25 protein-coding genes and 2 pseudogenes are annotated in these 25019 nt (G+C 62.0%); 14 read left to right on the forward strand and 13 right to left on the reverse strand.

Going from position 1 to position 25019, the window contains the following annotated elements; genetic code table 11:
* Positions 1-66: 66 nt before the first annotated feature.
* Positions 67-1560, reverse strand: a complete 1494-nt coding sequence (locus OXH74_RS02980; RefSeq protein WP_375740025.1) for a helicase HerA-like domain-containing protein — start codon at positions 1558-1560, stop codon at positions 67-69.
* Between the two features lie 127 nt (positions 1561-1687).
* On the opposite strand from OXH74_RS02980, the pseudogene OXH74_RS02985 reads away from it, so the two are divergent.
* Positions 1688-2707, forward strand: a pseudogene (locus OXH74_RS02985) (cache domain-containing protein); the annotation flags it as partial.
* A gap of 93 nt (positions 2708-2800) precedes the next feature.
* Positions 2801-3565 carry a methyl-accepting chemotaxis protein gene (locus tag OXH74_RS02990; protein ID WP_375741713.1) on the forward strand — a complete coding sequence of 255 codons (765 nt, stop codon included), beginning with the start codon at positions 2801-2803 and terminating at the stop codon, positions 3563-3565.
* A 227-nt stretch (positions 3566-3792) separates the two neighbouring features.
* Here OXH74_RS02990 and OXH74_RS02995 read toward each other — a convergent pair whose 3' ends face one another.
* From OXH74_RS02995 to purU, 3 genes are read right to left on the reverse strand one after another with little or no spacing between them, the layout of a single operon-like run.
* Positions 3793-3987, reverse strand: a complete 195-nt coding sequence (locus tag OXH74_RS02995; protein WP_375740026.1) for a hypothetical protein — start codon at positions 3985-3987, stop codon at positions 3793-3795.
* Positions 3988-3999: 12 nt separating this feature from the next.
* Positions 4000-4425 (reverse strand): CBS domain-containing protein, encoded by a 426-nt coding sequence (locus OXH74_RS03000; protein WP_375740027.1) that lies wholly within the window; start codon positions 4423-4425, stop codon positions 4000-4002.
* Between the two features lie 48 nt (positions 4426-4473).
* Positions 4474-5325, reverse strand: a complete 852-nt coding sequence (gene purU / locus OXH74_RS03005; protein WP_215372786.1) for a formyltetrahydrofolate deformylase — start codon at positions 5323-5325, stop codon at positions 4474-4476.
* Between the two features lie 326 nt (positions 5326-5651).
* Between purU and mvaT the strand changes: the two genes are divergently transcribed.
* Positions 5652-6032, forward strand: coding sequence for a histone-like nucleoid-structuring protein MvaT (mvaT, locus tag OXH74_RS03010; RefSeq protein ID WP_375740028.1), 381 nt, complete (start codon positions 5652-5654; stop codon positions 6030-6032).
* An 82-nt stretch (positions 6033-6114) separates the two neighbouring features.
* Here the strand turns inward: mvaT and sbcB are convergent, their stop codons facing one another.
* Positions 6115-7545 (reverse strand): exodeoxyribonuclease I, encoded by a 1431-nt coding sequence (gene sbcB, locus OXH74_RS03015; protein ID WP_375740029.1) that lies wholly within the window; start codon positions 7543-7545, stop codon positions 6115-6117.
* Positions 7546-7843: 298 nt separating this feature from the next.
* Here sbcB and OXH74_RS03020 point away from each other — a divergent pair, with 298 nt between their 5' ends.
* From OXH74_RS03020 to OXH74_RS03045, 6 genes are read left to right on the forward strand one after another with little or no spacing between them, the layout of a single operon-like run.
* Entirely contained in the window at positions 7844-8584 is a 741-nt protein-coding gene (locus OXH74_RS03020) for an RDD family protein (RefSeq protein WP_375740030.1), read from the forward strand.
* Positions 8581-9561, forward strand: coding sequence for a stage II sporulation protein M (locus OXH74_RS03025; RefSeq protein WP_375740031.1), 981 nt, complete (start codon positions 8581-8583; stop codon positions 9559-9561). Before OXH74_RS03020 ends, OXH74_RS03025 begins: the two co-directional genes overlap by 4 nt.
* Complete coding sequence (locus OXH74_RS03030; RefSeq protein ID WP_375740032.1) at positions 9548-11131, forward strand: DUF4129 domain-containing protein; 1584 nt, start codon at positions 9548-9550, stop codon at positions 11129-11131. Before OXH74_RS03025 ends, OXH74_RS03030 begins: the two co-directional genes overlap by 14 nt.
* Positions 11128-12375, forward strand: a complete 1248-nt coding sequence (locus tag OXH74_RS03035; RefSeq protein WP_375740033.1) for a DUF4350 domain-containing protein — start codon at positions 11128-11130, stop codon at positions 12373-12375. The genes OXH74_RS03030 and OXH74_RS03035 overlap by 4 nt, the downstream gene beginning before the upstream one ends.
* Positions 12372-13400, forward strand: coding sequence for a MoxR family ATPase (locus OXH74_RS03040; RefSeq protein WP_215372793.1), 1029 nt, complete (start codon positions 12372-12374; stop codon positions 13398-13400). The genes OXH74_RS03035 and OXH74_RS03040 overlap by 4 nt, the downstream gene beginning before the upstream one ends.
* Positions 13397-14728 (forward strand): DUF58 domain-containing protein, encoded by a 1332-nt coding sequence (locus OXH74_RS03045; RefSeq protein ID WP_375740034.1) that lies wholly within the window; start codon positions 13397-13399, stop codon positions 14726-14728. Before OXH74_RS03040 ends, OXH74_RS03045 begins: the two co-directional genes overlap by 4 nt.
* Before the next feature lie 130 nt (positions 14729-14858).
* Here OXH74_RS03045 and OXH74_RS03050 read toward each other — a convergent pair whose 3' ends face one another.
* The 3 genes from OXH74_RS03050 to OXH74_RS03060 all read right to left on the reverse strand — a co-directional run bounded on the left by OXH74_RS03050 (position 14859) and on the right by OXH74_RS03060 (position 16160).
* Complete coding sequence (locus tag OXH74_RS03050; RefSeq protein ID WP_375740035.1) at positions 14859-15218, reverse strand: PilZ domain-containing protein; 360 nt, start codon at positions 15216-15218, stop codon at positions 14859-14861.
* Between the two features lie 61 nt (positions 15219-15279).
* Positions 15280-15702: a DUF4124 domain-containing protein gene (locus OXH74_RS03055; RefSeq protein WP_375740036.1), complete on the reverse strand. Its 423-nt coding sequence runs from the start codon at positions 15700-15702 to the stop codon at positions 15280-15282.
* Positions 15703-15785: 83 nt separating this feature from the next.
* Positions 15786-16160 carry a tol-pal system YbgF family protein gene (locus OXH74_RS03060; RefSeq protein WP_375740037.1) on the reverse strand — a complete coding sequence of 125 codons (375 nt, stop codon included), beginning with the start codon at positions 16158-16160 and terminating at the stop codon, positions 15786-15788.
* Between the two features lie 217 nt (positions 16161-16377).
* Here OXH74_RS03060 and OXH74_RS03065 point away from each other — a divergent pair, with 217 nt between their 5' ends.
* A complete protein-coding gene (locus tag OXH74_RS03065) occupies positions 16378-16677 on the forward strand; it encodes a hypothetical protein (RefSeq protein WP_375740038.1) in 300 nt (99 codons plus the stop codon).
* Positions 16678-16765: 88 nt separating this feature from the next.
* A complete protein-coding gene (pyk, locus tag OXH74_RS03070; RefSeq protein ID WP_375740039.1) occupies positions 16766-18217 on the forward strand; it encodes a pyruvate kinase in 1452 nt (483 codons plus the stop codon).
* A gap of 330 nt (positions 18218-18547) precedes the next feature.
* On the opposite strand, the pseudogene OXH74_RS03075 reads toward pyk, so the two are convergent.
* Together OXH74_RS03075 and OXH74_RS03080 are read right to left on the reverse strand one after the other, a co-directional pair.
* A pseudogene (locus OXH74_RS03075) lies at positions 18548-18677 on the reverse strand (IS110 family transposase); the annotation flags it as partial.
* 177 nt (positions 18678-18854) lie between these two features.
* Entirely contained in the window at positions 18855-19439 is a 585-nt protein-coding gene (locus OXH74_RS03080; protein WP_215372799.1) for a YajG family lipoprotein, read from the reverse strand.
* 175 nt (positions 19440-19614) lie between these two features.
* Between OXH74_RS03080 and OXH74_RS03085 the strand changes: the two genes are divergently transcribed.
* Both OXH74_RS03085 and mqo read left to right on the forward strand, forming a co-directional pair.
* Entirely contained in the window at positions 19615-19848 is a 234-nt protein-coding gene (locus OXH74_RS03085) for a hypothetical protein (RefSeq protein ID WP_375740040.1), read from the forward strand.
* Positions 19849-20193: 345 nt separating this feature from the next.
* Complete coding sequence (mqo, locus tag OXH74_RS03090; protein ID WP_375740041.1) at positions 20194-21711, forward strand: malate dehydrogenase (quinone); 1518 nt, start codon at positions 20194-20196, stop codon at positions 21709-21711.
* A gap of 144 nt (positions 21712-21855) precedes the next feature.
* On the opposite strand, the gene OXH74_RS03095 is transcribed toward mqo, so the two are convergent.
* Entirely contained in the window at positions 21856-22143 is a 288-nt protein-coding gene (locus OXH74_RS03095) for a PA4642 family protein (RefSeq protein WP_375740042.1), read from the reverse strand.
* A gap of 65 nt (positions 22144-22208) precedes the next feature.
* A complete protein-coding gene (locus OXH74_RS03100) occupies positions 22209-22697 on the reverse strand; it encodes a hypothetical protein (protein ID WP_375740043.1) in 489 nt (162 codons plus the stop codon).
* A 126-nt stretch (positions 22698-22823) separates the two neighbouring features.
* Here OXH74_RS03100 and dauA point away from each other — a divergent pair, with 126 nt between their 5' ends.
* On the forward strand, positions 22824-24578 hold the full coding sequence (dauA, locus tag OXH74_RS03105; RefSeq protein ID WP_375740044.1) for a C4-dicarboxylic acid transporter DauA: 1755 nt from the start codon (positions 22824-22826) through the stop codon (positions 24576-24578).
* On the opposite strand, the gene OXH74_RS03110 is transcribed toward dauA, so the two are convergent.
* On the reverse strand, positions 24545-25018 hold the full coding sequence (locus OXH74_RS03110) for a WbuC family cupin fold metalloprotein (protein ID WP_375740045.1): 474 nt from the start codon (positions 25016-25018) through the stop codon (positions 24545-24547). The two genes, dauA and OXH74_RS03110, sit on opposite strands and share 34 nt — an antisense overlap.
* Position 25019 lies beyond the last annotated feature (1 nt).

Consider the following 25019-nt stretch of genomic DNA (forward strand, 5'->3'; position numbering starts at 1 on the left):
CTCTCGATTCCAAACTGGCCGCAAGCTTACCTCCCCCCTCACACAGAGGGGGAAGGCGCACAACGCTCAGCGTCGCTTAGTGCCCCCCAGCAACGAGCCCATCAAGCCACGAACCAATTGCCGGCCGATCTGATTGGCCGCTTGGCGTACCGCCGTCTTCATCACCTGACTGGCAAGATTACCCAGCAACTCACCCGCCGCATCGCCTAACCCGCTCGGTTGCGTTGCCGGCTTGCCCGTGTCCTGGCCCGACGCATCCGGAACCTCCCGCGTCGCCCGCTGGGTGAGCATCTCGTAGGCCGATTCTCGATCAATCGCCCTGTCATAGCGTCCTGCCTGTGGTGAGCTGCGTACCAGAGCAGCGCGCTCGGCCTCGTTCAGCGGCCCGATGCGTGATTGTGGCGGCGCGATGGCCACGCGCTGGACCATGCCCGGCGTCCCCCTCTCTTCCAGCGTGCCAACCAGAGCCTCACCGATGCCGAGTTCAGTCAGGACCGCCAAGGTGTCGAAAGTCGGGTTGGGGCGGAAGCCGTCCGCCACTGCGCGCAGGGACTTCTGCTCCTTGGCGGTGAACGCGCGCAGGCCGTGCTGGATGCGCAGACCCAACTGCGCCAGGACGTCATCCGGCAGGTCGCTGGGAGACTGGGTGACAAAATACACGCCAACACCCTTGGAGCGGATCAAGCGGACGACCTGTTCGAGTCGATCCTGCAAAGCCTTGGGCGTGTTGGCGAACAGCAAGTGTGCCTCATCGAAGAACAACGCCAGCACGGGCTTGTCCGCATCCCCCCGCTCTGGCAGTTGCTCGAAGAGCTCGGCCAGCAGCCAGAGCAGGAAGGTGGCGTAGACCTTCGGCGCCTCGTGAACCAGTCGGCTCGCATCAAGCAGGTGGATCCGCCCACGGCCATCGGCATTTGGCTGGAGGATATCCTCCAGCTGCAGGGCCGGTTCGCCGAACAACGCCTCGGCCCCCTGCTGCTCCAGCGTCGCCAGGCGCCGCAGCAAGGCCTGTGCGGAAGCGCCAGCGAACAGCGCGCGGTCCTCACCCAGCACTTCGAGATTGTCCTTGAGGTGATTGAGCAGCGCCTTCAGGTCTTTCAGGTCGAGCAGCAGCAGGCCCTCACGGTCAGCCACCTGGAAAGCCGCGTAGAGCGCCGCCTGCTGACTGTCGGTCAACTCCAGCAGGTTACCCAGCAACAGCGGCCCCATTTCACTGAGAGTGGTGCGCAAAGGATGGCCGGATACTCCGGCAACGTCCCACAGGGTCACCGGATAAGCCTGCGGTTGATGGCCAAGCCAAGGCATCGTGGCGATACGCTCGGCCACTTTGCCCTGGGGATGGCCGACAGCGCCGAGGCCACACAAGTCGCCCTTGATGTCCGCGGCAAAGACCGCCACGCCGGCATCGCTGAACAATTCGGCCAGGCGCTGCAAAGTGACTGTCTTGCCAGTGCCCGTGGCTCCCGCGATCAGTCCATGGCGATTGGCCAGGCGCAAGGCCTGGTAAACGGCGTGACCCTGGGGATCAGCGCCAAGAATCAGGGAATTTTTCTCAGGCATTGTGCCTCACCTCGGATTAAAGCTTTCGAATGACGGTGCCGACATATAAACCGACGTTTCTTCTCAGTTTTTTATGCACTGAAGTGCCATGAAGACTGGTGCCTGACCTTAACGGACGCAAGCAAACATGATCAAAAACCTCAGGTTCAGCCACAAGATTCTGCTCGCTGCCTCGTTGGTGGTGATTGCAGCATTCTCGCTGTTCACGCTGTACAACGATTATTTGCAAAGGAATGCGCTCCGAGACGATTTGGAAAACGACTTGCGTGACATAGGTGATGTCACTGCAAGCAACATTCAGGGCTGGCTCTCCGGCCGAATCGTGCTGGTAGAAAGCCTGGCGGAATCAATCGCCGCAGACTCTGAACCAGACGCCATCACCCGCCTACTGGAACGCAAGGCCCTGAAATCCGCGCTTGTCTCCACGTTCATCGGAACCGAGGATGGCCAGTTCATCATCAGCCCGGACGCCAAGATGCCCGAGGGCTACGATCCTCGCGTCCGTCCCTGGTACAAGGATGCGAAAAATGCTGGCGGTGCCACTCTGACCGAACCTTACGTGGATGCATCCACTAACCAGCTGATCATGTCCATCGCCACACCCGTGCCCTCCATCGGCGTCGTCGGTGGCGACCTGAGCCTGGAGAACATGGTTCAGATCATCAACTCGCTGGATTTCGACGGCATGGGTTATGCCTTCCTGGTCAGCGCCGACGGCACGATCCTGGTCCATCCGAACAAGGACCTGGTGATGAAGAAGCTGCGCGACATCTATCCGAAGCACACACCAGCCATCAGTGCCGACTTCAGCGAGGTCGAGGCTGAAGACGGCACGCGTATCCTGACCTTCGCCCCGATCAAGGGACTGCCCTCGGTGAACTGGTACGTTGGCCTCTCGGTAGACAAAGCCAAGGCCTACTCCATGCTCGACGAATTCCGCGCCTCGGCGGTGTTCGCCACCATAATCGCTGTGATCATCATCATGCTCCTGCTAGGCATGCTGATGCGCGTGCTGATGCAACCACTGCACGCCATGGGTCGCGCCATGCACGACATCGCCGAAGGCGAAGGTGACCTGACCATGCGCCTGGCGGTGCATTCCAAGGACGAGTTCGGCACGTTGGCCAACGCCTTCAACCGTTTCGTCGAGCGTATCCACGGCTCGATCCGTGAAGTGTCCTCGGCCACAAGCCAGGTCAACGAGGTTGCCAAGCTGGTACTCAACGCCTCCAATTCCTCGATGAGCAACTCCGACGAACAATCCAACCGCACCAACAGCGTCGCGGCGGCGATCAATGAACTGGGCGCCGCCGCCCAGGAGATCGCCCGTAACGCCGCCGACGCCTCGCACCAGGCGTCCTCCGCACGCACCTTGGCCGAAGATGGCCGGCAGGTGGTGGAGCGCACCATCCAGGCGATGAACGAACTGTCCGGCAAGATCCGCGCCTCCTGCGGCAACATCGAAACGCTGAACAGCAAGACGGTGAACATCGGACAGATCCTAGAAGTGATCAAGGGCATTTCCGAGCAGACCAACCTGCTGGCGCTCAACGCTGCCATCGAGGCGGCGCGGGCCGGCGAGGCCGGGCGCGGCTTTGCCGTGGTGGCAGACGAAGTGCGCAACCTGGCGCACCGCACCCAGGAGTCGGCGCAGGAAATCCAGCAGATGATCGAAGAGCTGCAGGTGGGCGCACGCGAAGCGGTGACCACCATGACCGAGAGCCAGCGCTACAGCGAGCAGAGCGTGGAAATTGCCAACCAGGCTGGTGAGCGCCTGGGCAGCGTGACTCAGCGCATCGGTGAGATCGACGGCATGAACCAGTCGGTGGCCACCGCCACCGAGGAGCAGACCGCCGTGGTCGACTCGCTGAACATGGATATCACCGAGATCAACACCCTCAACCAGGACGGCGTGGAGAACCTGCAAGCGACCCTGCGCGCCTGCGGCGACCTGGAGCGTCAGGCCACGCGCCTACAACAGCTGGTGGGCAGCTTCCGGATCTGAGGCCCCGTCGCGAACCCAAGGGGCGCAGGAGCCCAACCACCGCACGACCTGCTCCCTCTTCCCCGCCTGGGAGAGGGAGCTGATCGTGGGCGGATACTAAGCCCTGCTCGATGCTCCTGGACAGACCTGTGGCCTGCCTGGCCAATGAATTCGCCCCGACAGGGTTTTCTACGGAGCGAGACAAAGTCCGACCAAACTTCCCACGTAAATAAAGAAAGGGCGCCTGATCAGCGCCCTTTTTCCTTCTCTGCCCTCTCGGACTCATCCGGCACCTTCTCCTGCAACTGCCGCCAAAGCTCCTCGGCTCCGGGGAAGTCGGTACCGTCTTCGCTGCTCAATGCCTCCGGGTCGTAACGTCGCGCGCAACCCTCACCAACGACAGGTGGCGGCCTGGACGTGGCTCGCTCGCGTGGGTCTGACATTCAGCCATCTCCTCAGACTTCGGGCGGTTGGCCCTTCTCGTGCTGGGCGAACTCTTTCACCGCCCGCAATACATCACGGCGACTGATCTGCCCAATCAAGACCCCGCTTTCGACCACGGGGAACTGCCTGACGTTTGCACGCAGAAAACGCTGACAAGCCTCTATGATGTCGGCATCAGGCGAAATGGTCTCCAGCTGGGTAGACATGTAGCTGCTGACGTTTCCGCCAATCTCCTCGTAGTAGGCACCCGAGAGGATTCCGCGCAGGCAGTCGTTGTCGCTGAACATTCCGATCAGGTGCCCCTGAGAATCAACGACCGGAGCCCCGGATATCCGATGCTCGATCAGTCGTTCGATCGCCAGGAACAGGTCAGTGTCGGACCTGAAGGTCACCAGGTGACGGGTCATGTAGTCGCGCACCCTGATGGACTTGAGCATGGATGAACTCCTCTGCCGCAGTACCGTTCCAGGTGCGCGCCTAAGGCCTCAGTCGAACACGACAGTCTTGTTGTCGTGAACCAGCACCCGGTCCTCCAAGTGATAGCGTAGCCCACGGGACAGCACCATCTTCTCCACATCCTTGCCGAAGCGGACCATATCTTCGACGCTGTCGCGGTGGGTGACCCGCACGACATCCTGCTCGATGATCGGGCCGGCATCCAGTTCCTCGGTCACATAGTGGCAGGTCGCGCCGATCAGCTTCACACCCCGAAGCGAGGCCTGGTGGTAAGGCTTGGCGCCCACGAAGGACGGCAGGAAGCTGTGATGGATATTGATGACCTGATGCGCATATCGCTGGCAGAGTTCCGGCGGCAGGATCTGCATGTAGCGGGCGAGCACCACGGTATCTGCGCGATGGGACTCCACAAGGCGGGAGACTTCGTCGAATGCCGGCTGCTTGTCCTTCGCGTCGACCGGTACATGGAAATAAGGGATGCCGTGCCACTCCACCATGCTGCGCAGGTCGTCGTGGTTGGCAATCACACAGGGGATTTCGCAATCCAGTTCACCGCTGTGCCAGCGGTGCAGCAGGTCTGCGAGACAATGAGACTCGCGACTGGCCATCAGGATCACCCGTTTCTTCACCTCCGAGTCCGTGACCCGCCAATCCATCGAGAACTCGCGTGCAATCGGTGCGAACGCCTGACGGAAACCGTCCAGGTCGAAAGGCAGGGAGTCGGCACGAATTTCATGCCGCATGAAGAACCAACCGCTCTGATTGTCCGAGTGGTGGCTGGCCTCGGTGATCCAACCGTTATAGGTAGCCAGGAAGTTGCTGACCTTGGCTACGATGCCAACGCCGTCCGGACAGGCAATCACCAGACGAAATGTGCGCATGGGGGAACACTCCAGAGACTTCGCAAAGGTCGCCATTCTAGCCACAGTAGGAGAAAACTTCAGTAACCCCTTGTCTCAGGCGAAGTCTGATGGGCTGATTGAAGAGTTCCCCGCGATGAAATAAGGCATAGCCGAGCGCAGGAACTAGGCAGGCTGCTGGACAGGAATTATCTGCAGAGCCTTGCGGCTGCTTATATGAACTACTTCCAAACAAATAACGTTCACAAAACTTTTCACGCTTGTTTACTTGCAGTTAATCGCTGTCTATTATTGGAGTCACTCGCTCATCTTAAGTCATCACACGATTCAAAATAAGGGACGCCAACATGTCGCTGATCAACGAATACCGCGCAACTGAAGAAGCCATCAAGGAACTCCAGGAGCGCCTGAAAAGCCTGTCGCAAGACGACAAGCTGAAAAAGGAACTGGAGTTTGAAGGCAAACTGCGCACCCTGATGGGTGAATATCAGAAGTCCCTGCGCGACGTGATCGCCCTCCTGGATCCGGACGCCCGCGTCAGCAAGGCTCCCCGCACCGGCAAGGCCGCGGCTACCACCAGCAAGCGTGCGCGCAAGGTCAAGCAGTACAAGAATCCGAACACAGGCGAAGTGATCGAGACCAAAGGCGGCAACCACAAGACGCTGAAAGAGTGGAAAGCCAAGTGGGGCGCCGATACCGTTGAAGGCTGGGCCACCATCCTGGGCTAAGCCTCACGCGACAAAAAACGCCAGCTTGATGCTGGCGTTTTTTTACCTACGATTAATCCCACCAAAGTTGTGGGCTTTCCCTTTACAAGTGATAGCGCAGACGCAGCTCAGCGGCGTACCGCTGCCACTCCAGCAATACTGCCTGATGCTTATCGTCGGACTTGGCCAGCAACTCGTCCAACGCCCGGGTGAATCCTGCCAGAGTATTTGGCGCCCCGAACTCCGGGCTGTTCAGGCGCATCCGACAAAATTCGAACCAGCGCCCACGCTCATCGTCCGACAAAGTTTCAGGAAAGTTTCTGGCCCGGTAACGGAACAGCAATTCCGGCAGGCGCGCATCGTCGAACGGCCAATTGTCGCACCCCAGGCTCAGCGGCTCGGCACGACGCACTTGTTCACACAAACGGCGGTCACGGTCTCCCAGAAATCCGTCGTACAACTGCTGTTCAGGGTCATCAACTCCCGCGAAACCTTCTTCGGCATACAACTCGGGCAGTTTCGCCTGCCAGACTGCTGTAGCCTCGGCAAGTTGCCGTGCTCGTCCGAGGCAAAGTTCCAGATCAACCCCCAGGCGCTCACGATCGGCATCACGCAGCACCGCCATCGGCGCCACCACCGGACACTTGTTGATGTGCAGGAGCTTGAGCGGTACCGGCAACTCACCTTCGGCGAGCTCTTCACGCCGTGTGTACAAACGAGCGCGCAACGACTGTGCATCCAGCTCCAGCAGAGGCGAAGGATCGGCCTGCAGATCGCAGACGATCAGGGCATTGCGATTGCGCGGATGCCAGGCCAAGGGCAAGGCCACCGACAGGTAATGGCGCGCTGCGGAGAACCGTCCGGAAATATGCACCAGCGGCTGCAACAGGCTAATTTGCTCTTGAACCTTGTGCTTGCTGCGCAGTTGGTAGAGATAGTCGAACAGCTTGGGTTGACGCGCTTTGAAGAGCCTCGCCAGTGCGATAGTCGCACGAACATCCGACAAGGCATCATGGGCCTGGCCATGGTCGATTCCATTAGCCACTGTCAATCGCTCCAGCTTGAGACTGACGCGCCCCTCCTCCTGCGGCCACTGGATACCCTCGGGTCGTAGCGCGTAGGCTGTGCGAACCAGATCGATCAGGTCCCATCGGCTGTTGCCACCTTGCCACTCGCGCGCATAGGGGTCGTAGAAGTTGCGATAGAGGCTGTAGCGCGTGACCTCATCGTCGAAGCGCAAGCTGTTATACCCGGCGCCACAGGTACCCGGCTGTGACAGTTCGGCATGGACGCGACGCATGAACTCAGCTTCATCCAGTCCCTTGGCGGCGAGCGTTGCGGGCAGGATGCCGGTCACCAGGCAGGCTGCCGGATGCGGCAGGATGTCATCGCTGGGACGGCAATAGATATTCAGCGGTTCGCCGATCTCTTTGAGAGACTCGTCCGTGCGGATACCCGCGACCTGCAGTGGCCGGTCGCTGCGTGGGTTGATCCCGGTGGTTTCGTAGTCGTACCAGAAGATGCTGGATGTCACGGCGCCCCCCCTTGTTCATGAAGGCGGCAGTCTAGCACTAGCCTCCCCCACTAGAGCGGCGCCGATGGCTGGAGCTGGCCAGGACGCATCCGGCGGCCCTGCAGCAATCACCTCGGCTTGCTGCAGAAATTGGTCGACGCCTAGAATCGCCGGCACGGACGATTTTGAAACAAGGGATACCTGATGCCCGGCCAATGCCGCCAAGCGCCGCACACGCAGCGCGCGAACAGCTCCTTCAGCCGGTTGCCTGGACCCTGGGCCCCGGCTAGCATCGCTCTTTAATCCAAGCAGCCAAGCGATGCCAACCGCCTTGTCCAGCCCCCGCCCTGCCGTGCGCTCGCCCCAGGCCCCGCCGCTGGACACCTGCTACCAGGTGGAAACGCCCGAAGGCATCGATCTCGTGTTACGCCCTGCCGGCTTGCTGCCACGTGCCCTGGCCTACAGCATCGATCTGCTGATCCGTGGCGCAATCCTGCTGTTGATGTTCATCGTGTTAGCCGTGCTCGGCCAGTTTGGCTTCGGACTGGGCCTGATCCTGATGTTCCTGCTCAACTGGTGGTATATGGTCCTGTTCGAGGTACTCAACCAGGGACGCTCGCCGGGCAAGCAGGTCATGGGCTTGCGTGTCGTGCATGATGACGGCACGCCGATTGGCTGGGCGGCCTCGCTGATCCGCAACCTGCTGCGCTTTGTCGATATCCTCCCGCTTGGCTATATGCTGGGAATCCTCAGTTGCCTGCTGCATCCGGCCTTCAAACGCCTGGGCGACATCGCTGCTGGCAGCCTGGTGATTTATCGGGACGAAAAGCCGGTGCGCCCTGCCCTTCCGGACGTCCCTCCCGAGCAAGCGCCCTTTCCCCTGACTCTGGCCGAGCAACGCGCCATGCTGAGCTTTGCCGAGCGCCAGGGCACGCTTTCCGCTGCGCGTCGCACGGAGCTTGCTTCCATTCTCGCGATACCACTGGACGCCCCGCCAGAGCAGGCGGAAGCTCACATCAATGGCATCGCCCGTGGCCTGCTGGGGCCTGCATCGACATGAAACAAAGCCTGTTCGAGAAACGTCACCAGGCTGACTGGGAAGCCTTCTCCAAATTGCTGGGAAACCTGGAGCGCAGCAAGGCGGACACACGAGCGTGCGAAACCTTCGCGGGCGACTACAGGCGCCTCTGCCAGCACCTGGCCCTGGCTCAGGAGCGTGGCTACAGCAGCCATCTGATTGCGCAGTTGCAGCAACTGGCGATGCGTGGTCACCAACAGTTCTATCGCCACCGCAGCCACCTTGGCGGACGCCTGTTGGGCTTCATCCTCGGAGGCTTCCCGCGGCTGGTTCGGAGCCAGTGGCGCAGCATCGCCGCGGCAAGCCTGCTCTTCTATGGCAGTCTGCTGTTAATGGGTGTCCTGGTGCATGCCTTTCCCGACCTGGTCTACAGCATGATGGACCCGGAGCAGGTTTCGTCCATGGAATCCATGTACGACCCGGATGCCCGCCGCATCGGTCCCATGAGTGAGCGCAACTCTGGCGATGACTGGATGATGTTCGGCCACTACATCATGAACAACATCGGTATCGCCTTTCAGACCTATGCCAGCGGCCTGCTTTTCGGCCTTGGTAGCCTGTTCTTCCTGCTCTTCAATGGGCTGACCATCGGCGCAGTCGCAGGCCACCTGACCCAGGTCGGCTATGGCGAGACCTTCTGGTCTTTCGTCATCGGCCACGGTGCTTTCGAACTCACCGCCATCAGCTTCGCCGGTGCCGCCGGCCTGCAATTGGGCTGGGCCCTGCTCGCCCCCGGAAGACTGCCTCGCAGCGAGTCCTTGCGGCTGGCCGCCGCGCGCAGCGTGCAGTTGATCGCGGGAGTCATCCTGCTGCTATTGATTGCCGCCTTCGTCGAGGCCTACTGGTCGTCCATCAACCACGTATCCCCCCAGTTCAAGTACGGGGTCGGTGCGGGACTGTGGACTCTGGTCGCCCTTTATTTCGGCCTGGCAGGCAGGAGGGCGCATGCGCCTGACTGACGCCAGCGTGGCCATCCGCCCTCGCACTGCGTGGGAGGCCATGGACCTTGGCGTACTGCTCGCAAGACGTCATGCCGGACTCCTGATGGCCAGCTGGGCGCTGGTCACCCTGCCGGTATTCCTGCTGCTGAGCGTACTGCTCTGGGATTATCCGGGCTTGGCAATCCTGCTGTTCTGGCTCGGCAAGCCAGCCTATGAGCGGCTGCCGCTGTTCATCCTTTCGCGCGCCCTGTTCGGCGACACGCCCAGCCTCGGCGAAGCGCTACGCGCCTATCCCCGCCTGCTGCGCCCGCAACTGATTGCCAGCCTCACCTGGCGCCGGTTCAGTCCGACCCGCAGCTTCGACCTGCCCGTTATCCAGCTGGAGAGGCTTGCCGGCCAGACGCGCAGCCAGCGGCTGGTCGTCCTCGGTCAACGGGACGCCGGCGGCGCAACCTGGCTGACCGTGATCGGGATGCATCTGGAACTGGCGCTCTGGCTGGGCCTGATCACGCTCTTCTACCTCATGCTGCCGCAGCAAATGACCATCGAGTGGAACTGGGACAAGGTGCTGGAGGCAGCTTCAGGCGAGTGGCTGTGGCTGGAGCACCTATCCAACAGCCTGTATGCCCTGGTGCTGATCATCTGGGAACCGGTCTACGTAGCCTGCGGCTTCACCCTCTACCTGAACCGCCGCACTGCCCTGGAAGCCTGGGACATCGAGCTGGAATTCCGCCGCCTTCGTCAGCGCCTCACCGGCGCCGCCTATGCCCTGCTGCTAGCTCTGGGACTGGGCATCGCACATGCGCCGCAACCGGCGCAGGCCCAGGAAAACATCGGCGTATGCCCGGCGCCCCCGGCCTACCTCAATGGCCCCGAGACCGAGCGTCTCAGCCAGCAGGCTCTGGATAGCGCGAGCGCCCGCGAGGACATCCAGACACTGCTCGATTCACCGCCGTTTCAGAATCGGGAAACCGTCACTCGTTGGCGTCTCGGGAATGCCGCGCCAGAAACACCAGCCGACGGCAGCGAACTGGAAGGCTGGGCATCGCTGCTTCGCAACCTGTTCAAACTGGCCGAGTACTGGCGAAGCCAGGAGATGCTGACACTGGCGCTCAAAGCTCTGCTCTGGGGCCTGGTATTCAGCCTGATCGCCCTGGTCCTGTGGCGCTATCGTGATTGGTTGAACACCTTCGCCGGCCGCTTAGGCTTGCCGCAGCGACGCCAACAGGCGCAGCCCCCAGTCCTGTTCGGGCTGGAACTGGCGCCGGAAAGCCTGCCCGAAGATGTCGCCAGCGAAGCCGAGCGACTCTGGTCAGAACAGCCGCGAGCAGCACTTGGCCTGCTCTATCGAGCGCTGCTCAGTCGATTGCTGCATGACTTTCGCCTGCCGTTGAAGGCATCACACACCGAGGGCGAGGTTCTGCAGATGGTGATAGCGCTGGACAACCTCGAACTGGAGCAGTTCAGCCAGGCCGTGACGCGCCATTGGCAGAACCTCGCCTATGGCCACCAGCTACCTCCGGGCGAACTTCGCCAAGGCTTGTGCGACGGCTGGCGGCATCTCTTCGCCAAGGGCTCCACGGCATGAACCGCACGGTGCGTTTTCTATTGGGCGCAGGTCTGTTCCTCTTGCTCGGTATCCTGGCCATTCAGCTAGCCGGCCACCTGCATCCCTTCCAGGAAACCGTGGAGCACGGCCCCTCGCCGGAAGTAATGGGTAACCCCTATCTGGCCGCCGAACACTTTCTGCGCAAACAAGGCCTGACCGTCAATCGGGCCGATGGCCTGGAGGTGCTGGACCAACTGCCGAGCACCGGCCAGACCATGCTGTTGCTCGGCAGCCGTAACCACATGACACCGCGCCAGTCTCAGCGCCTGCTGGCCTGGGTCAGCAAAGGCGGCCACCTGGTGTTCATTGCCGAGCGGCTATACGACGAAGACGAACAGAAAAGCGGCGACCTGCTGCTGGACAGCCTGGGCATCCAGCAATTCGAGGTAGATGCACTGGAAGAACAGGAGAGCGAGTCGCAAGGTCAGGCATCGGGTGGCGAGGCGACCAACGAAGAGCCTGCTGCGCGAAGCAGCGACGACCAACAAGCCCCTGCCGACGCCAACGAGGACCCGTTCCCCGAACTGACCAAACTCTACCTGGAGAACGAGCAAGCACCGGCCTTCGTCAGCTTCGATACCGACTTCCACCTCTTCGATAGTCAGAATCGAGCCCATGCCTGGGCAAACAGCGCCAAGGCGACGCACATGCTCCAACTCAATCAGGGAGACGGCCTGATTACGGTACTGACCGATGGCTGGATCTGGCAGAACCAGGACATCGCCCAGTACGACAACGCCTGGCTGCTCTGGTACCTCGGCCAGGACAGCCAAGTCACACTGCTCTATCGCGCTGAGCGCGACAGCCTTGCCAAACTGCTCGGTGAACACTTCCCCGAAGCCCTGATCGCGTTGCTGCTGCTTATCCTCCTTGGCCTGTGGCACGTTGCTCCGCGCCAAGGCCCCCTGCAGACGCCCGCCAGCCGTGCTCGCCGGCAGTTGGAGGAACACCTGCGTGGCGCTGCTGATTTCATGCTCCGCCGAGCGGGGCAGGCCAGTCTGCTGCAATCCCTACAACGCGATATCCAGCGTCGGGCCCGACGTCGCCACCCCGGCTTCGAACGCCTGGCCGTAGCCGAGCAATGGCAGGTCTTGGGCCGCCTGACACGCCTGCCACCCGGCGCCATCAGCCAGGCCATGCGCCCACTGCCGCAACAACGCCTCAATGCCACCGAATTCACCCGCCAGGTCGCCCACCTGCAAACCCTCAGGAATGCCCTATGAGCGAACAGATTTCCGACCCGTCGCAGCTCGAAACAACCGCCCCCGCTGCAGCACCTTCCGCCTCGACCCAGCGCCAACGCGCGAGTCAGCTGGCCCAGGCGTTGCGCCATGAGTTGCAGAAGGCCCTGGTCGGGCAGGCCACTGTCATCGACGATGTCCTTACCGCGCTGCTGGCGGGCGGGCATGTGCTGGTGGAGGGCGTTCCTGGACTCGGCAAGACGCTGCTTGTCCGGGCATTGGCTCGGTGCTTTGCAGGCGAGTTTTCACGCATCCAGTTCACTCCCGACCTGATGCCCAGCGACGTGACCGGCCATGCCGTGTACGACATGCAGAGTGAGCAGTTCAAACTGCGCAAGGGCCCGGTATTCACCAACCTGCTGCTGGCCGACGAGATCAACCGTGCCCCGGCCAAGACCCAGGCCGCACTGCTGGAAGTGATGCAGGAACGCCAGGTCACCCTAGAAGGCCGTGCCCTGCCGGTGCCGCAACCGTTCCTGGTCATGGCCACCCAGAACCCCATCGAGCAGGAAGGCACCTACCCCCTGCCGGAAGCTGAGCTCGACCGTTTCATGCTCAAGCTACGCATGGACTACCCGGCGGCCGACGAGGAACTCAACCTGGTCCGCCAGGTCACCCGCTCCGCACGAGCCGACATGCTCGACGTGGCGCCGCTGCGGACGCTGCTGCAAGCCAAGGATGTGCTCGCCCTGCAGAAGATCGCCAGCGAGCTGCCGATCGACGACCAGGTACTCGACTTCGCCGTGCGTCTGGCCCGAGCGACTCGCAGCTGGCCAGGGCTTGCCATCGGTGCCGGCCCACGGGCCTCCATCGCTCTGGTGCGCGGCGGTCGTGCCCGGGCTCTGCTACGCGGCGGCGATTTCGTCTTGCCGGATGACATCAAGGGATGCGCCCTGGCCGTCCTGCGCCATCGTGTACGTTTGTCTCCGGAGCTGGACATTGAGGGACTTTCGGTGGACCAGGTCCTGCAGCAGCTCATCGACCAGGTGCCGGCCCCCCGTCTATGAGACCGTCCCGCGCAATGCTCACGCTGATGGCCACCCTGCTCGGTCTGGCCTTGCTACTCGGCGCCCTGCCGCCGCTGGGCATTGCCTTGCCCGCGGAACTTCCGGTCATCTGGTGGGGACTGCTCTGCGCACTGCTGTTGCTGGCCTGCATCGACGCACTGTGGCTCCGTCATCAGCCCTCTCCACGCTTGGAACGTCTGTTACCTGGCAATCTGCCGCTGGCACGTTGGAGTGAAGTGCGCCTGACAGTCCATCACGGCTATCCACGCCCCTTGCATTTGCAACTGTTCGACCAGGTTCCAGAGGACATGGCGTTCGACGCCCTGCCCCAGCGCATCGAGCTCCACCCCGGCACGCAAACAGAGCTGAGCTACCGTGTGCGCCCGCTCAAGCGTGGCCACTTCCACCTCCCAGCCTGCGACGTCGAACTTCCCAGCCCCTTGGGGCTCTGGCGCCAGCGTCGGGTCCTGCCTCTGTCCGGAGAAACTCGCGTCTACCCGGATTTCGCTCGGCTGTATGGGGCCCAGCTTAAAGCCGTGGACGATTGGCTCAGCCAGCTAGGGGTACGTCAACGCCCACGCCGTGGCCTGGGCATGGAGTTTCACCAGCTCCGCGAATTCCGCGACGGCGATACCCTGCGCCAGATCGACTGGAAAGCCACTGCACGCAAGCGCACACCCATCGCCCGCGAATACCAGGACGAACGCGACCAGCAGATTGTCTTTCTGCTGGACTGCGGCCGCCGCATGCGCAGCCAGGATGGCGACCTGTCTCACTTTGACCACGCGCTAAACGCCAGCCTGCTGCTCAGCTATGTAGCACTGCGCCAGGGTGACGCCGTTGGACTCGCCACCTTCGCCGCCGAGCGAGATCGCTTCCTCGCGCCAGTAAAGGGCCCCGCCCAACTGAGCGTGCTACTCAACGGTGTCTATGACCTCGACAGCACCCTGCGACCAGCGGACTACCGGGCAGCCACCGACACCCTGCTGACCCGCCAACGCCGCCGCGCGCTGGTGGTGTTGATCAGCAATCTGCGGGACGAGGACGATGAGGAGCTGGTCAATGCCGTCAAACGCCTGGGGCGCCAGCATCGCCTGCTCGTCGTGAGCCTGCGCGAGGAAATCCTCGACAGCTTGCGACAGGCTCCAGTGCGAGGCTTTGAGGATGCACTCGCCTATTGCGGGACGGTGGACTATCTGAACGCCCGTGCCGGCCTGCATGAGCGGCTGGCGGCGCATGGTGTGCCAGTACTGGACGCTCGTCCGAGCGAGCTGGGGCCAGAGCTGGTGAGTCGCTATCTGGCCTGGAAGAAGGCGGGAGCGCTTTAAGGGATAGCGCCCTGACTTCAGCTGATCGCCAAGCCAGGAACAAGGCTCGAAAGGCACCACCGCCCCACACCACTTTCCGATCCGGCGTGAGACCCCAATGCAGGCGAAGTTGATCTTTTTTCAGACAGATTTATGCCGAGGCGGCCAAGGGACGAAAGCTGAAATAGAAACGCAAGGCATCGATCAGATCGGCATATTCTCCCGGCGGCGCCACTAGCGAGAACCCTGAATCGAAGTGCCCGGGGTTCACGTCTTCGCGACACCATTGGCAGGTGGCGCAAAAATCGATGAAGTGCAATTGCCCATCCTGCCCCGGGATTTTCAGACGCATCTCGAACCGCCCGCCCACCAGCATCGGCAACTGGCTGATCAGCATCAGTCCGTCCATCGAGACGTTGCCAATGTAGCCCATGGGCTTGTCGGTGATGCGATTGAACACCTTCAGGTAATAGGGCAACTGATGGCGTTCGATACGGCGCTTAGTAGGCATGATATCAAATCGCTATTAATGGTCATTCAGTATGAACCCGTCACCGCCATAAAACCAAGCGCTAGCGGCAATCGCGGTTCAGGGCCTCCGCCAGACTTCGGCGAAACATCTCGATCTGTTCATCACTGTAGTACTGACGCTCACCACGCTCATCCACCCGAAAAAAGGAGCCACCACGATCCAGTTGCTCCTTCTGCGAGCGCAGGTTCTCACATGCCTTCTGGCGCTTCTCACGGGCATCTGCCACACGACTGGCGGCCTGAGCCTGCTCATCCCTGCGGGCATCGAAGTAACGCGCTGCGCGCTCTTCCCGCTCGCGCGTGGCGGCATCGCGCTCAACGACTTGCGGCCTGACTTGCACAGGGGCGGCGCCGGCCTGCGGACGCTCGCTGAAATGCACCCGGCCCTCAGCGTCGGTCCAGCGATAGATTTCCGCCGCAGCCAGAGAGGGAATCAGCAGAACGTACAGCAGGGTATAGCGCATTCCTGTCCTCCTTGAACAAGGCTTGAGCTTAGTCCGGGAGAAAATCGACTCAAGCCAACCACGACCGACGGTCCACAAGGAAGTCAATAAGCCGCGGGGTGCACCCTGGCCGCACTGCTACCGCTCAGGAGACCACGTTGCTGGAGCGTCTCCAGGCGTGCCCTCGCCCTATAGGCGTACTCGCTCGCCGGGTAACGCGCGATGATGAAATGGTAGGTCTGCGCTGCGTCGACGAACAGACTCTGACGCTCCAGGCATTGCCCACGTAACAGGGAAATCTCCGGCTGCAGATACTGCCGAGAGCGGCTCTTTCGCTCGGCCTTGGAAAGCTCCAGCATCACATCCTCGCAGTCCCCGTCTTCATAGGCGCGGTATGCATTGTTCAGGTGGTGGTCGAGCGACCAGCGGGTGCAGCCGGCCACACTGGCAAGCATCGCCAGCAGGATCAGGGTTCGCATGGTTGATTCCTCCGTCGGCCGGTGTATCGGCCATCGAAGCGGTTTCTACAGGGCCGATGTCCAGTACCGAGACAAAAAGCATAACCTCCGTTCGGTCGTGCCGTCCGCTTGCTCGGCCCGAGCATCGACGCAGCTAGGCTGCCCCCGTCGCCAAGCCGCTGAGGAGATGCCTTGCGGTCCACCCCACCCTGCTCGTCATCAGCCTTCTGCTGGGCGCTTGCTCACCTACAGCGCCATCGCCATTCGCGATGCCAAGAGCACCGAGGCCGAGGAGCTATACCTGCTGGCCCTGTCGGAAACCCACGTTCAGCCGGATATACCGGAGAAGGCCTTATGCCAGCTCGGCCTCATGTGCCTGGCACCCGACAACCCCCATCCCGATCGAGACAAGGCGATTGCCTACCTGCGTCGCCTGCTGGTGCAGTTCCCCTCTGACGACCAGGCCAGCAAGTCCTCCCGCATCAGGATCAGGCGCTCAACCAGAACCGAACTTGAGGGGCCCGTGTGCGGCGCCTGAAACAATTCAGCAGGTAGTGAAAAGACTCCATGACTACAGTTTTTCCAGGGTGTAGCCTCGGGCTCAGCTTGGAAAATGGAGTCGTCGCATGCCCTTCCGCCGTACCAAAATCGTCGCCACCCTCGGCCCGGCCAGCAACTCCCCGGAGGTTCTGGAACAACTGATCCTCGCGGGTTTGAACGTGGCCCGCCTCAACTTCTCCCACGGCAGTCCGGAAGAACACAAGGCGCGCGCGCGCCTGGTTCGCGAGCTGGCGGCCAAGCACGGTCGTTTCGTTGCCCTGCTCGGCGACCTTCAAGGACCGAAGATCCGCATCGCCAAGTTCGCCAACAAACGAATCGAACTCAAGGAAGGCGACAGCTTCCGTTTCTCCGTCACCCACCCGCGTGACGCCGGCAATCAGGAAGTGGTGGGTATCGACTACCCCGACCTGGTGAGGGACTGCGGCGTAGGTGATGAACTGCTGCTGGACGACGGCCGTGTGGTAATGCGCGTTGAAAGCAGCAGCGCCGATGAACTGCAATGCCGCGTGATGATCGGCGGCCCGCTGTCAGACCACAAGGGCATCAACCGCCGTGGCGGCGGCCTGACTGCGCCGGCCCTGACCGCCAAGGACAAAGCCGACATCAAGCTGGCTGCCGAGATGGAACTGGACTACCTGGCCGTTTCCTTCCCCCGCGACGCCGCCGACATGGAACTGGCTCGCCGCCTGCGCGACGAGGCTGGTGGCAAGGCATGGCTGGTAGCGAAGATCGAGCGCGCGGAAGCTGTAGCCGACGACGAGGCACTGGACGGCCTGATCCGCGCCAGTGATGCGGTAATGGTCGCGCGCGGCGACCTCGGCGTGGAGATCGGTGACGCCGAACTGGTGGGCATCCAGAAGAAGATCATTCTGCACGCGCGCCGCTACAACAAAGCTGTGATCACCGCGACCCAGATGATGGAGTCGATGATCCACAGCCCAATGCCGACCCGCGCGGAAGTCTCCGACGTGGCCAACGCCGTGCTCGACTACACCGACGCCGTCATGCTGTCCGCAGAAAGCGCCGCAGGCGAATACCCGGTGGAAGCGGTGCAAGCCATGGCGCGCATCTGCCAGGGTGCCGAAAAGCACCCCGACACCCGCCGCTCCAGCCACCGCATCGGCAACACCTTCAACCGCTGCGACGAGAGCATCGCCCTGGCGTCCATGTACACCGCCAACCACTTCCCGGGCATCAAGGCGATCATCTGCCTGACCGAAAGCGGCTACACCCCGCTGATCATGTCGCGAATCCGTTCCTCGGTACCGATCTACGCCTACTCGCCGCACCGCGAGACCCAGGCCCGCGTGGCGCTGTTCCGCGGCGTCGAGACCGTCCCCTTCGATGCGGCCGCACTGCCACCGGAGAAAGTCAGCCAGATGGCCGTCGACGAACTCCTGCAGCGTGGCATTGTGACGAAGGGCGACTGGGTGATCCTGACCAAGGGTGATAGCTACACCACCCAGGGCGGCACCAACACCATGAAGATCCTCCATGTCGGGGACCTGCTGGTCTGATACGGTCTGGAACGAAAGCTATGGTCACCCCCGTTTTTGCAGTACAGACCAGCGATGGGTGTTTGGCTTGCCTAAATCTATCCGGCGTCCGTAGGGGGCTTGCCCCGCGCCACGATGAGAGTCGCGCCTGACGACCCTGAAAAAGCCGGCGACTTCGAAAGCCGATTTTTGTGTCAGGTTCTTCGTCAGGCCGATGGGCCGTTCACGTCATCGGTTGTTCAGCTATCGCAAAACCTGGATGGGTGGTTCGTGGTACTGCAACAACAGCGAGGTCAGGCAGCGCAGCCGTCTGACCTCGCCTCATAACGGGTGTGCCTCGCGGCGATGGCACAGGCGCTGCAGATACTCCCGCGCGCATTGCATCCGCAATCGGCGCAAGTTCTTCTCCCCGCGCTTACTGATGCCCGGCGGGTTGGCTCGGCACCAGGCCGACTGACGCAGCGAAGTCGCGACTGCAGCCTTACTGGGCCTGCAGGTGAAGCTGCGCTTGCCCAGGTCGATACCAATCAACGCTGCGTCATTCATGACGATGGTCTCCAGAAAGAAAACACCCTGCGAAAGGCTAGCCTTCGCAGGGTGTCGGGAATGACCATCTGATCAAGCCTGGCACGGCCGGGCTCTTGAGGCTCGGGATAACTCACTGGACCAGAAGCTGGCCAATGGTCGGGTCCTTGAAGGCGCGGGTCAGGGCATCGCTCAGGACATCACTCACCAGCTTGGTGTTGGTCTCCTGGTTCGGAGCGGTGCCGAATCGCTGGTTCAGCGAGGCGCCATAGCGGCCGCTGTAGCGACGGGTGCTGTTCTGCACGTCGACGCGGAAGGTGGCACTGATAGTCGCCTCAGTTACGTAGACCCCCTCCTTCGGCGACTGATACTTGAGGTCAGCCAGGGTCAGGGTCAGTTGCGGCGCGTTATAGGCGTTCGGCGATGGGGTGAAGCCGAGCAGGCGAACCGCAGCCTCCGCTTCAGCTTGCAGACGCGGCAGGATGTCCTTGCCCTGAACGGAGATGGCGCTGGTTTCCGCGTAGATGCCGCCACGCGTCCCGAGTACCGGAGATGGACGGCCATCAGCCACCCGCACAACCACCGGCTGCCCCTGACCTACCGGAGTGAGCGGGCCAGTGAGCTTGGGTTGTGGGCTGAGTTGTTGCGGACTGAGGGCACAGCCGACCAGGGTCAGGCTAAAAGCGGCCAGCAGGCCGAGCAACGCACGTTTCAGCATGCTTGATCTCTCCAGGAGTGAAGACAAAACGGCCGGCAGTATAACCACCCCGGCACCGTACTGACAGAGCGCCAGCACTCATGAACGTTCAGACAAGCTCACTGTTGGAGGGTTCCTGTAATGGGCCTGTAATGGCCATATGAGATAAAAGCCGGAGCCACCCAGGAAGAGCCCCATGATCGCCCTCTGGTCCTTGTTCGCCCCTCGCCGCCAACTCCACTGCTTTGCCCTCCTGGACGACGCCGGCATCTGCCGCGAGCTGCGCCAGGCCAACGAGGCTCCGGCAGGCGGCCACTGGGTGCAGGTCGACGGCATTTGCCTCTCCTGGCTGGACCGACCACTCCCCCCTGGCGCCCTGGTCGCACCAGTCGTCGGACAGTCTGAGCGCCGCCGGGCGTTGGCAGCCTGACCGATGGACGAATAAAAGTCACACCAGTCGCCCTATTCCCCTGATTTCATCGTTATAATCGCCCCCCGATTATAAGGTCGTCTCCTGATCGGGCCTCGCAATACCGCTCCCCGCGCCAGCTGGGGCATCCGCACAGTCCCACAGAGAGCCGTCCACTTTTCGCGCTGCCATTTGCTGGCGAGCCGCGCCCTTCCGCCCGAAATGCAAACGCTTTTGCATGGACGCTTGCGTAACGAACGCAGAAGGAAGTGGCCTGCCCGAGGTAGCCGATCCTTTTGAGGTTCACGTCTCCAAAAGAGCGTGAGATGACGGTATTTCACTACTTCACAAGAGAGTGGCGAGCAAATGGCGCAAAACGATTACGAAGCGGTGGACGTGTTGCTGGTCGGGGCCGGCATCATGAGCGCGACACTGGCGGTCCTGCTGAAAGAGCTCGATCCCGGTATCAAGCTGGAAATCGCCGAACTCCGGGAGTCAGGGGCCATCGAGAGCTCCAACCCCTGGAACAACGCAGGCACCGGCCACGCTGGCCTCTGCGAGCTGAACTATACGCCTCAGGCGGCTGATGGCTCCATCGACATCAAAAAAGCCGTCAACATCAATGCGCAATTCGAGGTTTCCAAGCAGTTCTGGGCCTACATGAGTGGCAAGAGCGCGTTCGGTTCGCCCAAGAACTTCATCAATGCTGTTCCGCACCTGAGCTTTGTGCGTGGCGACAAGGACACTGCATTCCTGAAGAAGCGCTTCGAGCTGCTCCGCCAGCACCATGCCTTCAGCGACATGGAGTACACCGAAGATCGCATCACGATGGCCAAATGGGCGCCGCTGATGATGAAAGGCCGTGATTCGGCCGAGAAGATCGCGGCGACTCGCGCCATGAACGGCACTGACGTCAACTTTGGCGCGGTCACCACTCAGTTGCTGCAGTATCTCTCCAGCCTGTCGGATACCCGCGTCAGCTATTTCCAGAAGGTCACCAACCTCTCCCGAAGCGACAAGGGTTGGACCGTCAGCATCAAGAACACCCAGACCGGCGCCAACCGAGAAGTCTCCGCACGCTTCGTCTTCCTCGGTGCCGGCGGCGGCGCACTGCCCCTGCTGCAGCTCTCCGGTATTCCGGAAGGCAAAGGCTTCGGCGGCTTCCCGGTCAGCGGCCAGTGGCTGCGTTGCGACAACCCGGAAGTGGTCAAGCAGCACCAGGCCAAGGTCTACAGCCAAGCCGAGGTCGGCGCTCCGCCGATGTCCGTGCCACACCTGGATACCCGCGTGGTGGATGGCAAGAAGTCCCTGCTGTTCGGACCTTACGCTGGCTTCACCACCAAGTTCCTCAAGCACGGCTCCTTCCTCGACCTGCCGCTCTCGGTTCGCCCAAGCAACCTCGGCCCGATGCTGGCCGTGGCCCGCGACAACCTGGACCTGACCCGCTACCTGATCAAGGAAGTGATGCAGTCCCAGGAACAGCGCCTGGACGCCCTGCGTAAGTTCTATCCGGAACTGAACCCAGCAGACTGGCGCCTGGAAGTGGCTGGCCAGCGTGTTCAGATCATCAAGAAGGATGGCAAGAAAGGTGGTGTCCTGCAGTTCGGTACCGAGCTGGTATCCGCCGAGGATGGCAGCATAGCGGCCCTGCTCGGCGCCTCGCCAGGTGCTTCGGTCACGGTTTCCATCATGCTCAACCTCATCGAGCGCTGCTTCGCCGAACAGGCTCGCACTGAGCAGTGGACGGCCAAGCTGAAGGAAATCTTCCCTGCCCGCGAGAAGGCACTGGAAAGCGATGCTGCCCTGTATCGCGAGATCAGCGCCCACTCTGACGAGCGTCTGGGCCTGACCAGCGTCGACAAGGCTGCCCAGAGCATCGCCTGAAGCGTTGCTTGCCGCTGAATGAAAAACCGCTCTTCGGGGCGGTTTTTTTATGGGCGTAGCGCACAGCTCGCTCCGACATCCGCCCCATGGGCACAGGAAATGAATAAGCCCGCTGAAGAGCGGGCTTATTCATACAGAGATCAATCAGCCGCGAGCAGCCTTGATCACGTCGATATAAGGCTCAGCCATACGCTGGTCCTGGATCAGGGCGATGAAATCGTTGCCCTTTTCATCCTTGGCATTCAGGTCATAGCCCGCTTCGACGAAGAAGCTGACGAAACGTTCGAAGTCATCGACGCGCAGACCGCGGTAGGCCTTGATCAGCTTGTGCAGGGACGGCGGCGTGGAATCGGCCGGCTCGACTGCGAGGAACAGTTTGATCGAGTCATCGGTGATTTCTTCACCAATCACCTGCTTCTTGTCTTTACGCATCGCTCACATCTCTCTACAGGGCCAGGATCGCGGGGCGGGCAGTTTACCCCCGCCCGGCCCCAGCCTCAACGCACGCGCACCGCGCCGCTGTGCAAGTCGGCCCAAACGTGGCCATTGGCATAGCTGAGGAACTGACAATAGACCGGGCCGTGGCGCAGTAGGTCAACCACAGCGCTGAACTGCGCCAGCGGATAGTTGAGGTTGAGTATCCGGCTAGCGGGATCGTAACTGGGCTTTTTCAGGCTCTTGCCCTCACCGTCGAACTGGATCAGCACCAACGCCACATCGGCGCCCTTGCTCAGGGGCTTGCCCTTCAGGCGAATGACCGTGGGCGAAGTGATCGGGATTGGCTGCTGGTTGGATTGGCGCTGGCTGCCGAGCAGCACGGAGTATTCGGTGATCTGGATGAGTTGCTGCTGCTCGGGAGCCTCCTGGCGCAGTGAGAGGTCATCCGGCGGGAGGAACTGAATATGCATGGGCGCGTTTTCGGCGGCGCTGAGCGGCAGGCCCAGCAGCATGGCGAAGGCGGCGCCAACACGTAAAGGCGAGTACATCGAAAGCTCCGACGGCGTGGGTGCGCAGCACTCTAGCACGGGCCTGCGCGGCGCAGGCATTCGACTCAGGCCAACGCATGCTGTTCACCCCACGCCCTATACTCACCCAGTTGCCAAGGAGTGACCATGTCCCTGTACCAGCCCCCCTTGTTCACAGCGCTGCGCCATACGCTGCGCGAAGGCTACTCCCTTGGCGCCCTGCGTGGCGACCTGGCGGCAGGCCTTACGGTCGGCATCATCGCCATTCCGCTGGCGATGGCGCTGGCAATTGCTGTCGGCGTGCCGCCCCAGCATGGCCTCTACACCGTGCTGGTAGCCGCCCCGCTGATCGCCCTCACAGGTGGTTCGCGCTTCAACATCTCCGGCCCCACGGCGGCCTTCGTGGTCATCCTTCTGCCCATCACCCAGCAGTTCGGTGTCGGCGGATTGCTGCTCTGTACCCTGATGGCCGGAGTGATCCTCATCGCCATGGGACTGGCGAAAATGGGCAAGCTGATCCAATTCATTCCCTACCCCGTGACGCTGGGCTTTACCGCCGGCATCGGCATCGTCATCGCCACCCTGCAGGTCAAGGACCTGCTCGGCCTAAACCTGGCCCATCCGCCGCAAAACTATGTGGAGCAATTGCAGCTGCTGGCCAATGCCCTGCCCACCGCCCACCTGGGCGATACCCTGGTCGCACTGGTGTGCCTGGCTATCCTGATCGTCTGGCCGCGCTTTGTACCCAGGGTGCCAGGCCACTTGGTAGCGCTGGCGGCAGGCGCTCTGCTCGGCTTGTTGCTGGAGGGCATGAACATCCCCGTTGCCACCCTCGGCGAGCGCTTCAGCTATGAGCTGAACGGCGTCAGCCACCCCGGTATCCCCCCCTTCCTCCCTGATTTCGCCTGGCCCTGGCAACTCCCAGGGCCGGACGATCAACCGCTGCAACTATCGTTCGAGCTGTTCCGCCAGCTACTGGCTCCAGCCTTTGCCGTTGCGATGCTTGGCGCAATCGAGTCGCTGCTTTGCGCCGTAGTGGCCGACGGCATGGCCGGTACCCGCCACGACCCCAACGCCGAACTGCTCGGTCAGGGCATCGGCAACCTCGTGGCGCCGCTGTTCGGCGGCATTACCGCCACCGCCGCCATCGCCCGCAGCGCGGCCAACGTGCGCGCTGGTGCATTCTCGCCGATCGCGGCGATCATTCACGCTGGTGTGGTACTTCTGGCCATGCTGCTGCTCGCGCCGCTGTTCAGCTACCTGCCGATGGCGGCGCTGGCGGCCTTGTTGCTGATGGTGGCCTGGAACATGAGTGAAGCCCGTCACGTCGCGCATACACTGCACATTGCACCGCGCAACGATGTGTTTGTACTGCTGGCCTGTCTGGTGCTGACAGTGTTGTTCGACATGGTGCTGGCGGTGGGCATCGGCCTCTTGCTGGCTGCCGGGCTGTTCATCAAGCGGATGAGTGACCTGACCGACACCGCGCCAATTCCCAAGCACTTCCACGAAGCGCTGCGCGAACTGCCCGAGCAGGTGCTGGCCTATGCCATTCGCGGTCCGTTGTTCTTCGGGGCAGCGGAGAAAGCACTCAGCGTGCTGCGTCGATTCAATCCGGAGGTAAAGGTGGTCATCGTCGAGATGAGCGCCGTGCCGCTGCTCGACATGACGGCGCTGGCCGCCCTGGAAAATCTGCTGCACGACTACCACCGCCAGGGCGTCGGTCTGGTCCTGGTCGGGACCTCACCGCGGGTGCGGCTGAAACTGCGCCGTGCCGGCGTGCATCGGGAGGCTGGCCGGCTGGCTTATGTGCAAACCCTGGAGCAAGCGCAGGTCAAAGCCCTGCGCTGGCTTGAACCAAACGAGGCTCAGGCGAACAACGAGCACATCCAGGCCAGATAATCGACTGCACCGGGGTCGCCTTCGCGCGGCGCCCAGTTGGCCTGTTCGCCGTCCCCCAGGGGACGATAGGGGCCGGCCTTGCACTCGAACAGCAAGCTGTCCGGCTCCAGCACCACCAGCGCATGGAACAATCCCGGCGGCAGGTCTACGCCCACGCAATCGCCTCCAGCCACCAATTCGCGCTGCTCCAGCACGGTGCCCTGCTCGTCGAAGATCAGTAGACCCAGCCGCCCCTTGAGCACCAGCAGGCATTCCGCCTTGTCAGCGGACAGGTGGCGATGCGGCGGGATATAGGTACCCGGTTGCAGCCCCACCGCCAGGCGATGGCAAGGCTCGTCCATCTCGTGGAAGTTGTGATGCTGACGCTTGCGCGGGCTTGTCGCGGCCTTTTCAGCCAGTTCACTGAACAGGCCCTGGTCGAGGTAGCGCGGCGCGGCCATG

Source organism: Metapseudomonas boanensis (genome assembly GCF_042232855.1).
GTDB lineage: Bacteria > Pseudomonadota > Gammaproteobacteria > Pseudomonadales > Pseudomonadaceae > Metapseudomonas > Metapseudomonas boanensis.

What these genes read in the sequence shown, in the direction of transcription:
- OXH74_RS03000 (WP_375740027.1), bottom strand. Translation starts at nt 4,425, where the DNA reads ATGCTCAAGTCCATCAGGGTGCGCGACTACATGACCCGTCACCTGGTG.
- purU (WP_215372786.1), bottom strand. Translation starts at nt 5,325, where the DNA reads ATGCGCACATTTCGTCTGGTGATTGCCTGTCCGGACGGCGTTGGCATC.
- dauA (WP_375740044.1), top strand. Translation starts at nt 22,824, where the DNA reads ATGTCCCTGTACCAGCCCCCCTTGTTCACAGCGCTGCGCCATACGCTG.
- OXH74_RS03030 (WP_375740032.1), top strand. Translation starts at nt 9,548, where the DNA reads ATGCGCCTGACTGACGCCAGCGTGGCCATCCGCCCTCGCACTGCGTGG.
- OXH74_RS03025 (WP_375740031.1), top strand. Translation starts at nt 8,581, where the DNA reads ATGAAACAAAGCCTGTTCGAGAAACGTCACCAGGCTGACTGGGAAGCC.
- OXH74_RS02995 (WP_375740026.1), bottom strand. Translation starts at nt 3,987, where the DNA reads ATGTCAGACCCACGCGAGCGAGCCACGTCCAGGCCGCCACCTGTCGTT.
- OXH74_RS03055 (WP_375740036.1), bottom strand. Translation starts at nt 15,702, where the DNA reads ATGCGCTATACCCTGCTGTACGTTCTGCTGATTCCCTCTCTGGCTGCG.
- OXH74_RS03085 (WP_375740040.1), top strand. Translation starts at nt 19,615, where the DNA reads ATGATCGCCCTCTGGTCCTTGTTCGCCCCTCGCCGCCAACTCCACTGC.
- OXH74_RS02980 (WP_375740025.1), bottom strand. Translation starts at nt 1,560, where the DNA reads ATGCCTGAGAAAAATTCCCTGATTCTTGGCGCTGATCCCCAGGGTCAC.
- OXH74_RS03050 (WP_375740035.1), bottom strand. Translation starts at nt 15,218, where the DNA reads ATGCCTACTAAGCGCCGTATCGAACGCCATCAGTTGCCCTATTACCTG.
- mvaT (WP_375740028.1), top strand. Translation starts at nt 5,652, where the DNA reads ATGTCGCTGATCAACGAATACCGCGCAACTGAAGAAGCCATCAAGGAA.
- OXH74_RS03100 (WP_375740043.1), bottom strand. Translation starts at nt 22,697, where the DNA reads ATGTACTCGCCTTTACGTGTTGGCGCCGCCTTCGCCATGCTGCTGGGC.
- OXH74_RS03095 (WP_375740042.1), bottom strand. Translation starts at nt 22,143, where the DNA reads ATGCGTAAAGACAAGAAGCAGGTGATTGGTGAAGAAATCACCGATGAC.
- OXH74_RS03020 (WP_375740030.1), top strand. Translation starts at nt 7,844, where the DNA reads ATGCCAACCGCCTTGTCCAGCCCCCGCCCTGCCGTGCGCTCGCCCCAG.
- OXH74_RS02990 (WP_375741713.1), top strand. Translation starts at nt 2,801, where the DNA reads ATGAGCAACTCCGACGAACAATCCAACCGCACCAACAGCGTCGCGGCG.
- OXH74_RS03110 (WP_375740045.1), bottom strand. Translation starts at nt 25,018, where the DNA reads ATGGCCGCGCCGCGCTACCTCGACCAGGGCCTGTTCAGTGAACTGGCT.
- pyk (WP_375740039.1), top strand. Translation starts at nt 16,766, where the DNA reads ATGCCCTTCCGCCGTACCAAAATCGTCGCCACCCTCGGCCCGGCCAGC.
- OXH74_RS03040 (WP_215372793.1), top strand. Translation starts at nt 12,372, where the DNA reads ATGAGCGAACAGATTTCCGACCCGTCGCAGCTCGAAACAACCGCCCCC.
- mqo (WP_375740041.1), top strand. Translation starts at nt 20,194, where the DNA reads ATGGCGCAAAACGATTACGAAGCGGTGGACGTGTTGCTGGTCGGGGCC.
- OXH74_RS03045 (WP_375740034.1), top strand. Translation starts at nt 13,397, where the DNA reads ATGAGACCGTCCCGCGCAATGCTCACGCTGATGGCCACCCTGCTCGGT.
- OXH74_RS03080 (WP_215372799.1), bottom strand. Translation starts at nt 19,439, where the DNA reads ATGCTGAAACGTGCGTTGCTCGGCCTGCTGGCCGCTTTTAGCCTGACC.
- OXH74_RS03035 (WP_375740033.1), top strand. Translation starts at nt 11,128, where the DNA reads ATGAACCGCACGGTGCGTTTTCTATTGGGCGCAGGTCTGTTCCTCTTG.
- OXH74_RS03060 (WP_375740037.1), bottom strand. Translation starts at nt 16,160, where the DNA reads ATGCGAACCCTGATCCTGCTGGCGATGCTTGCCAGTGTGGCCGGCTGC.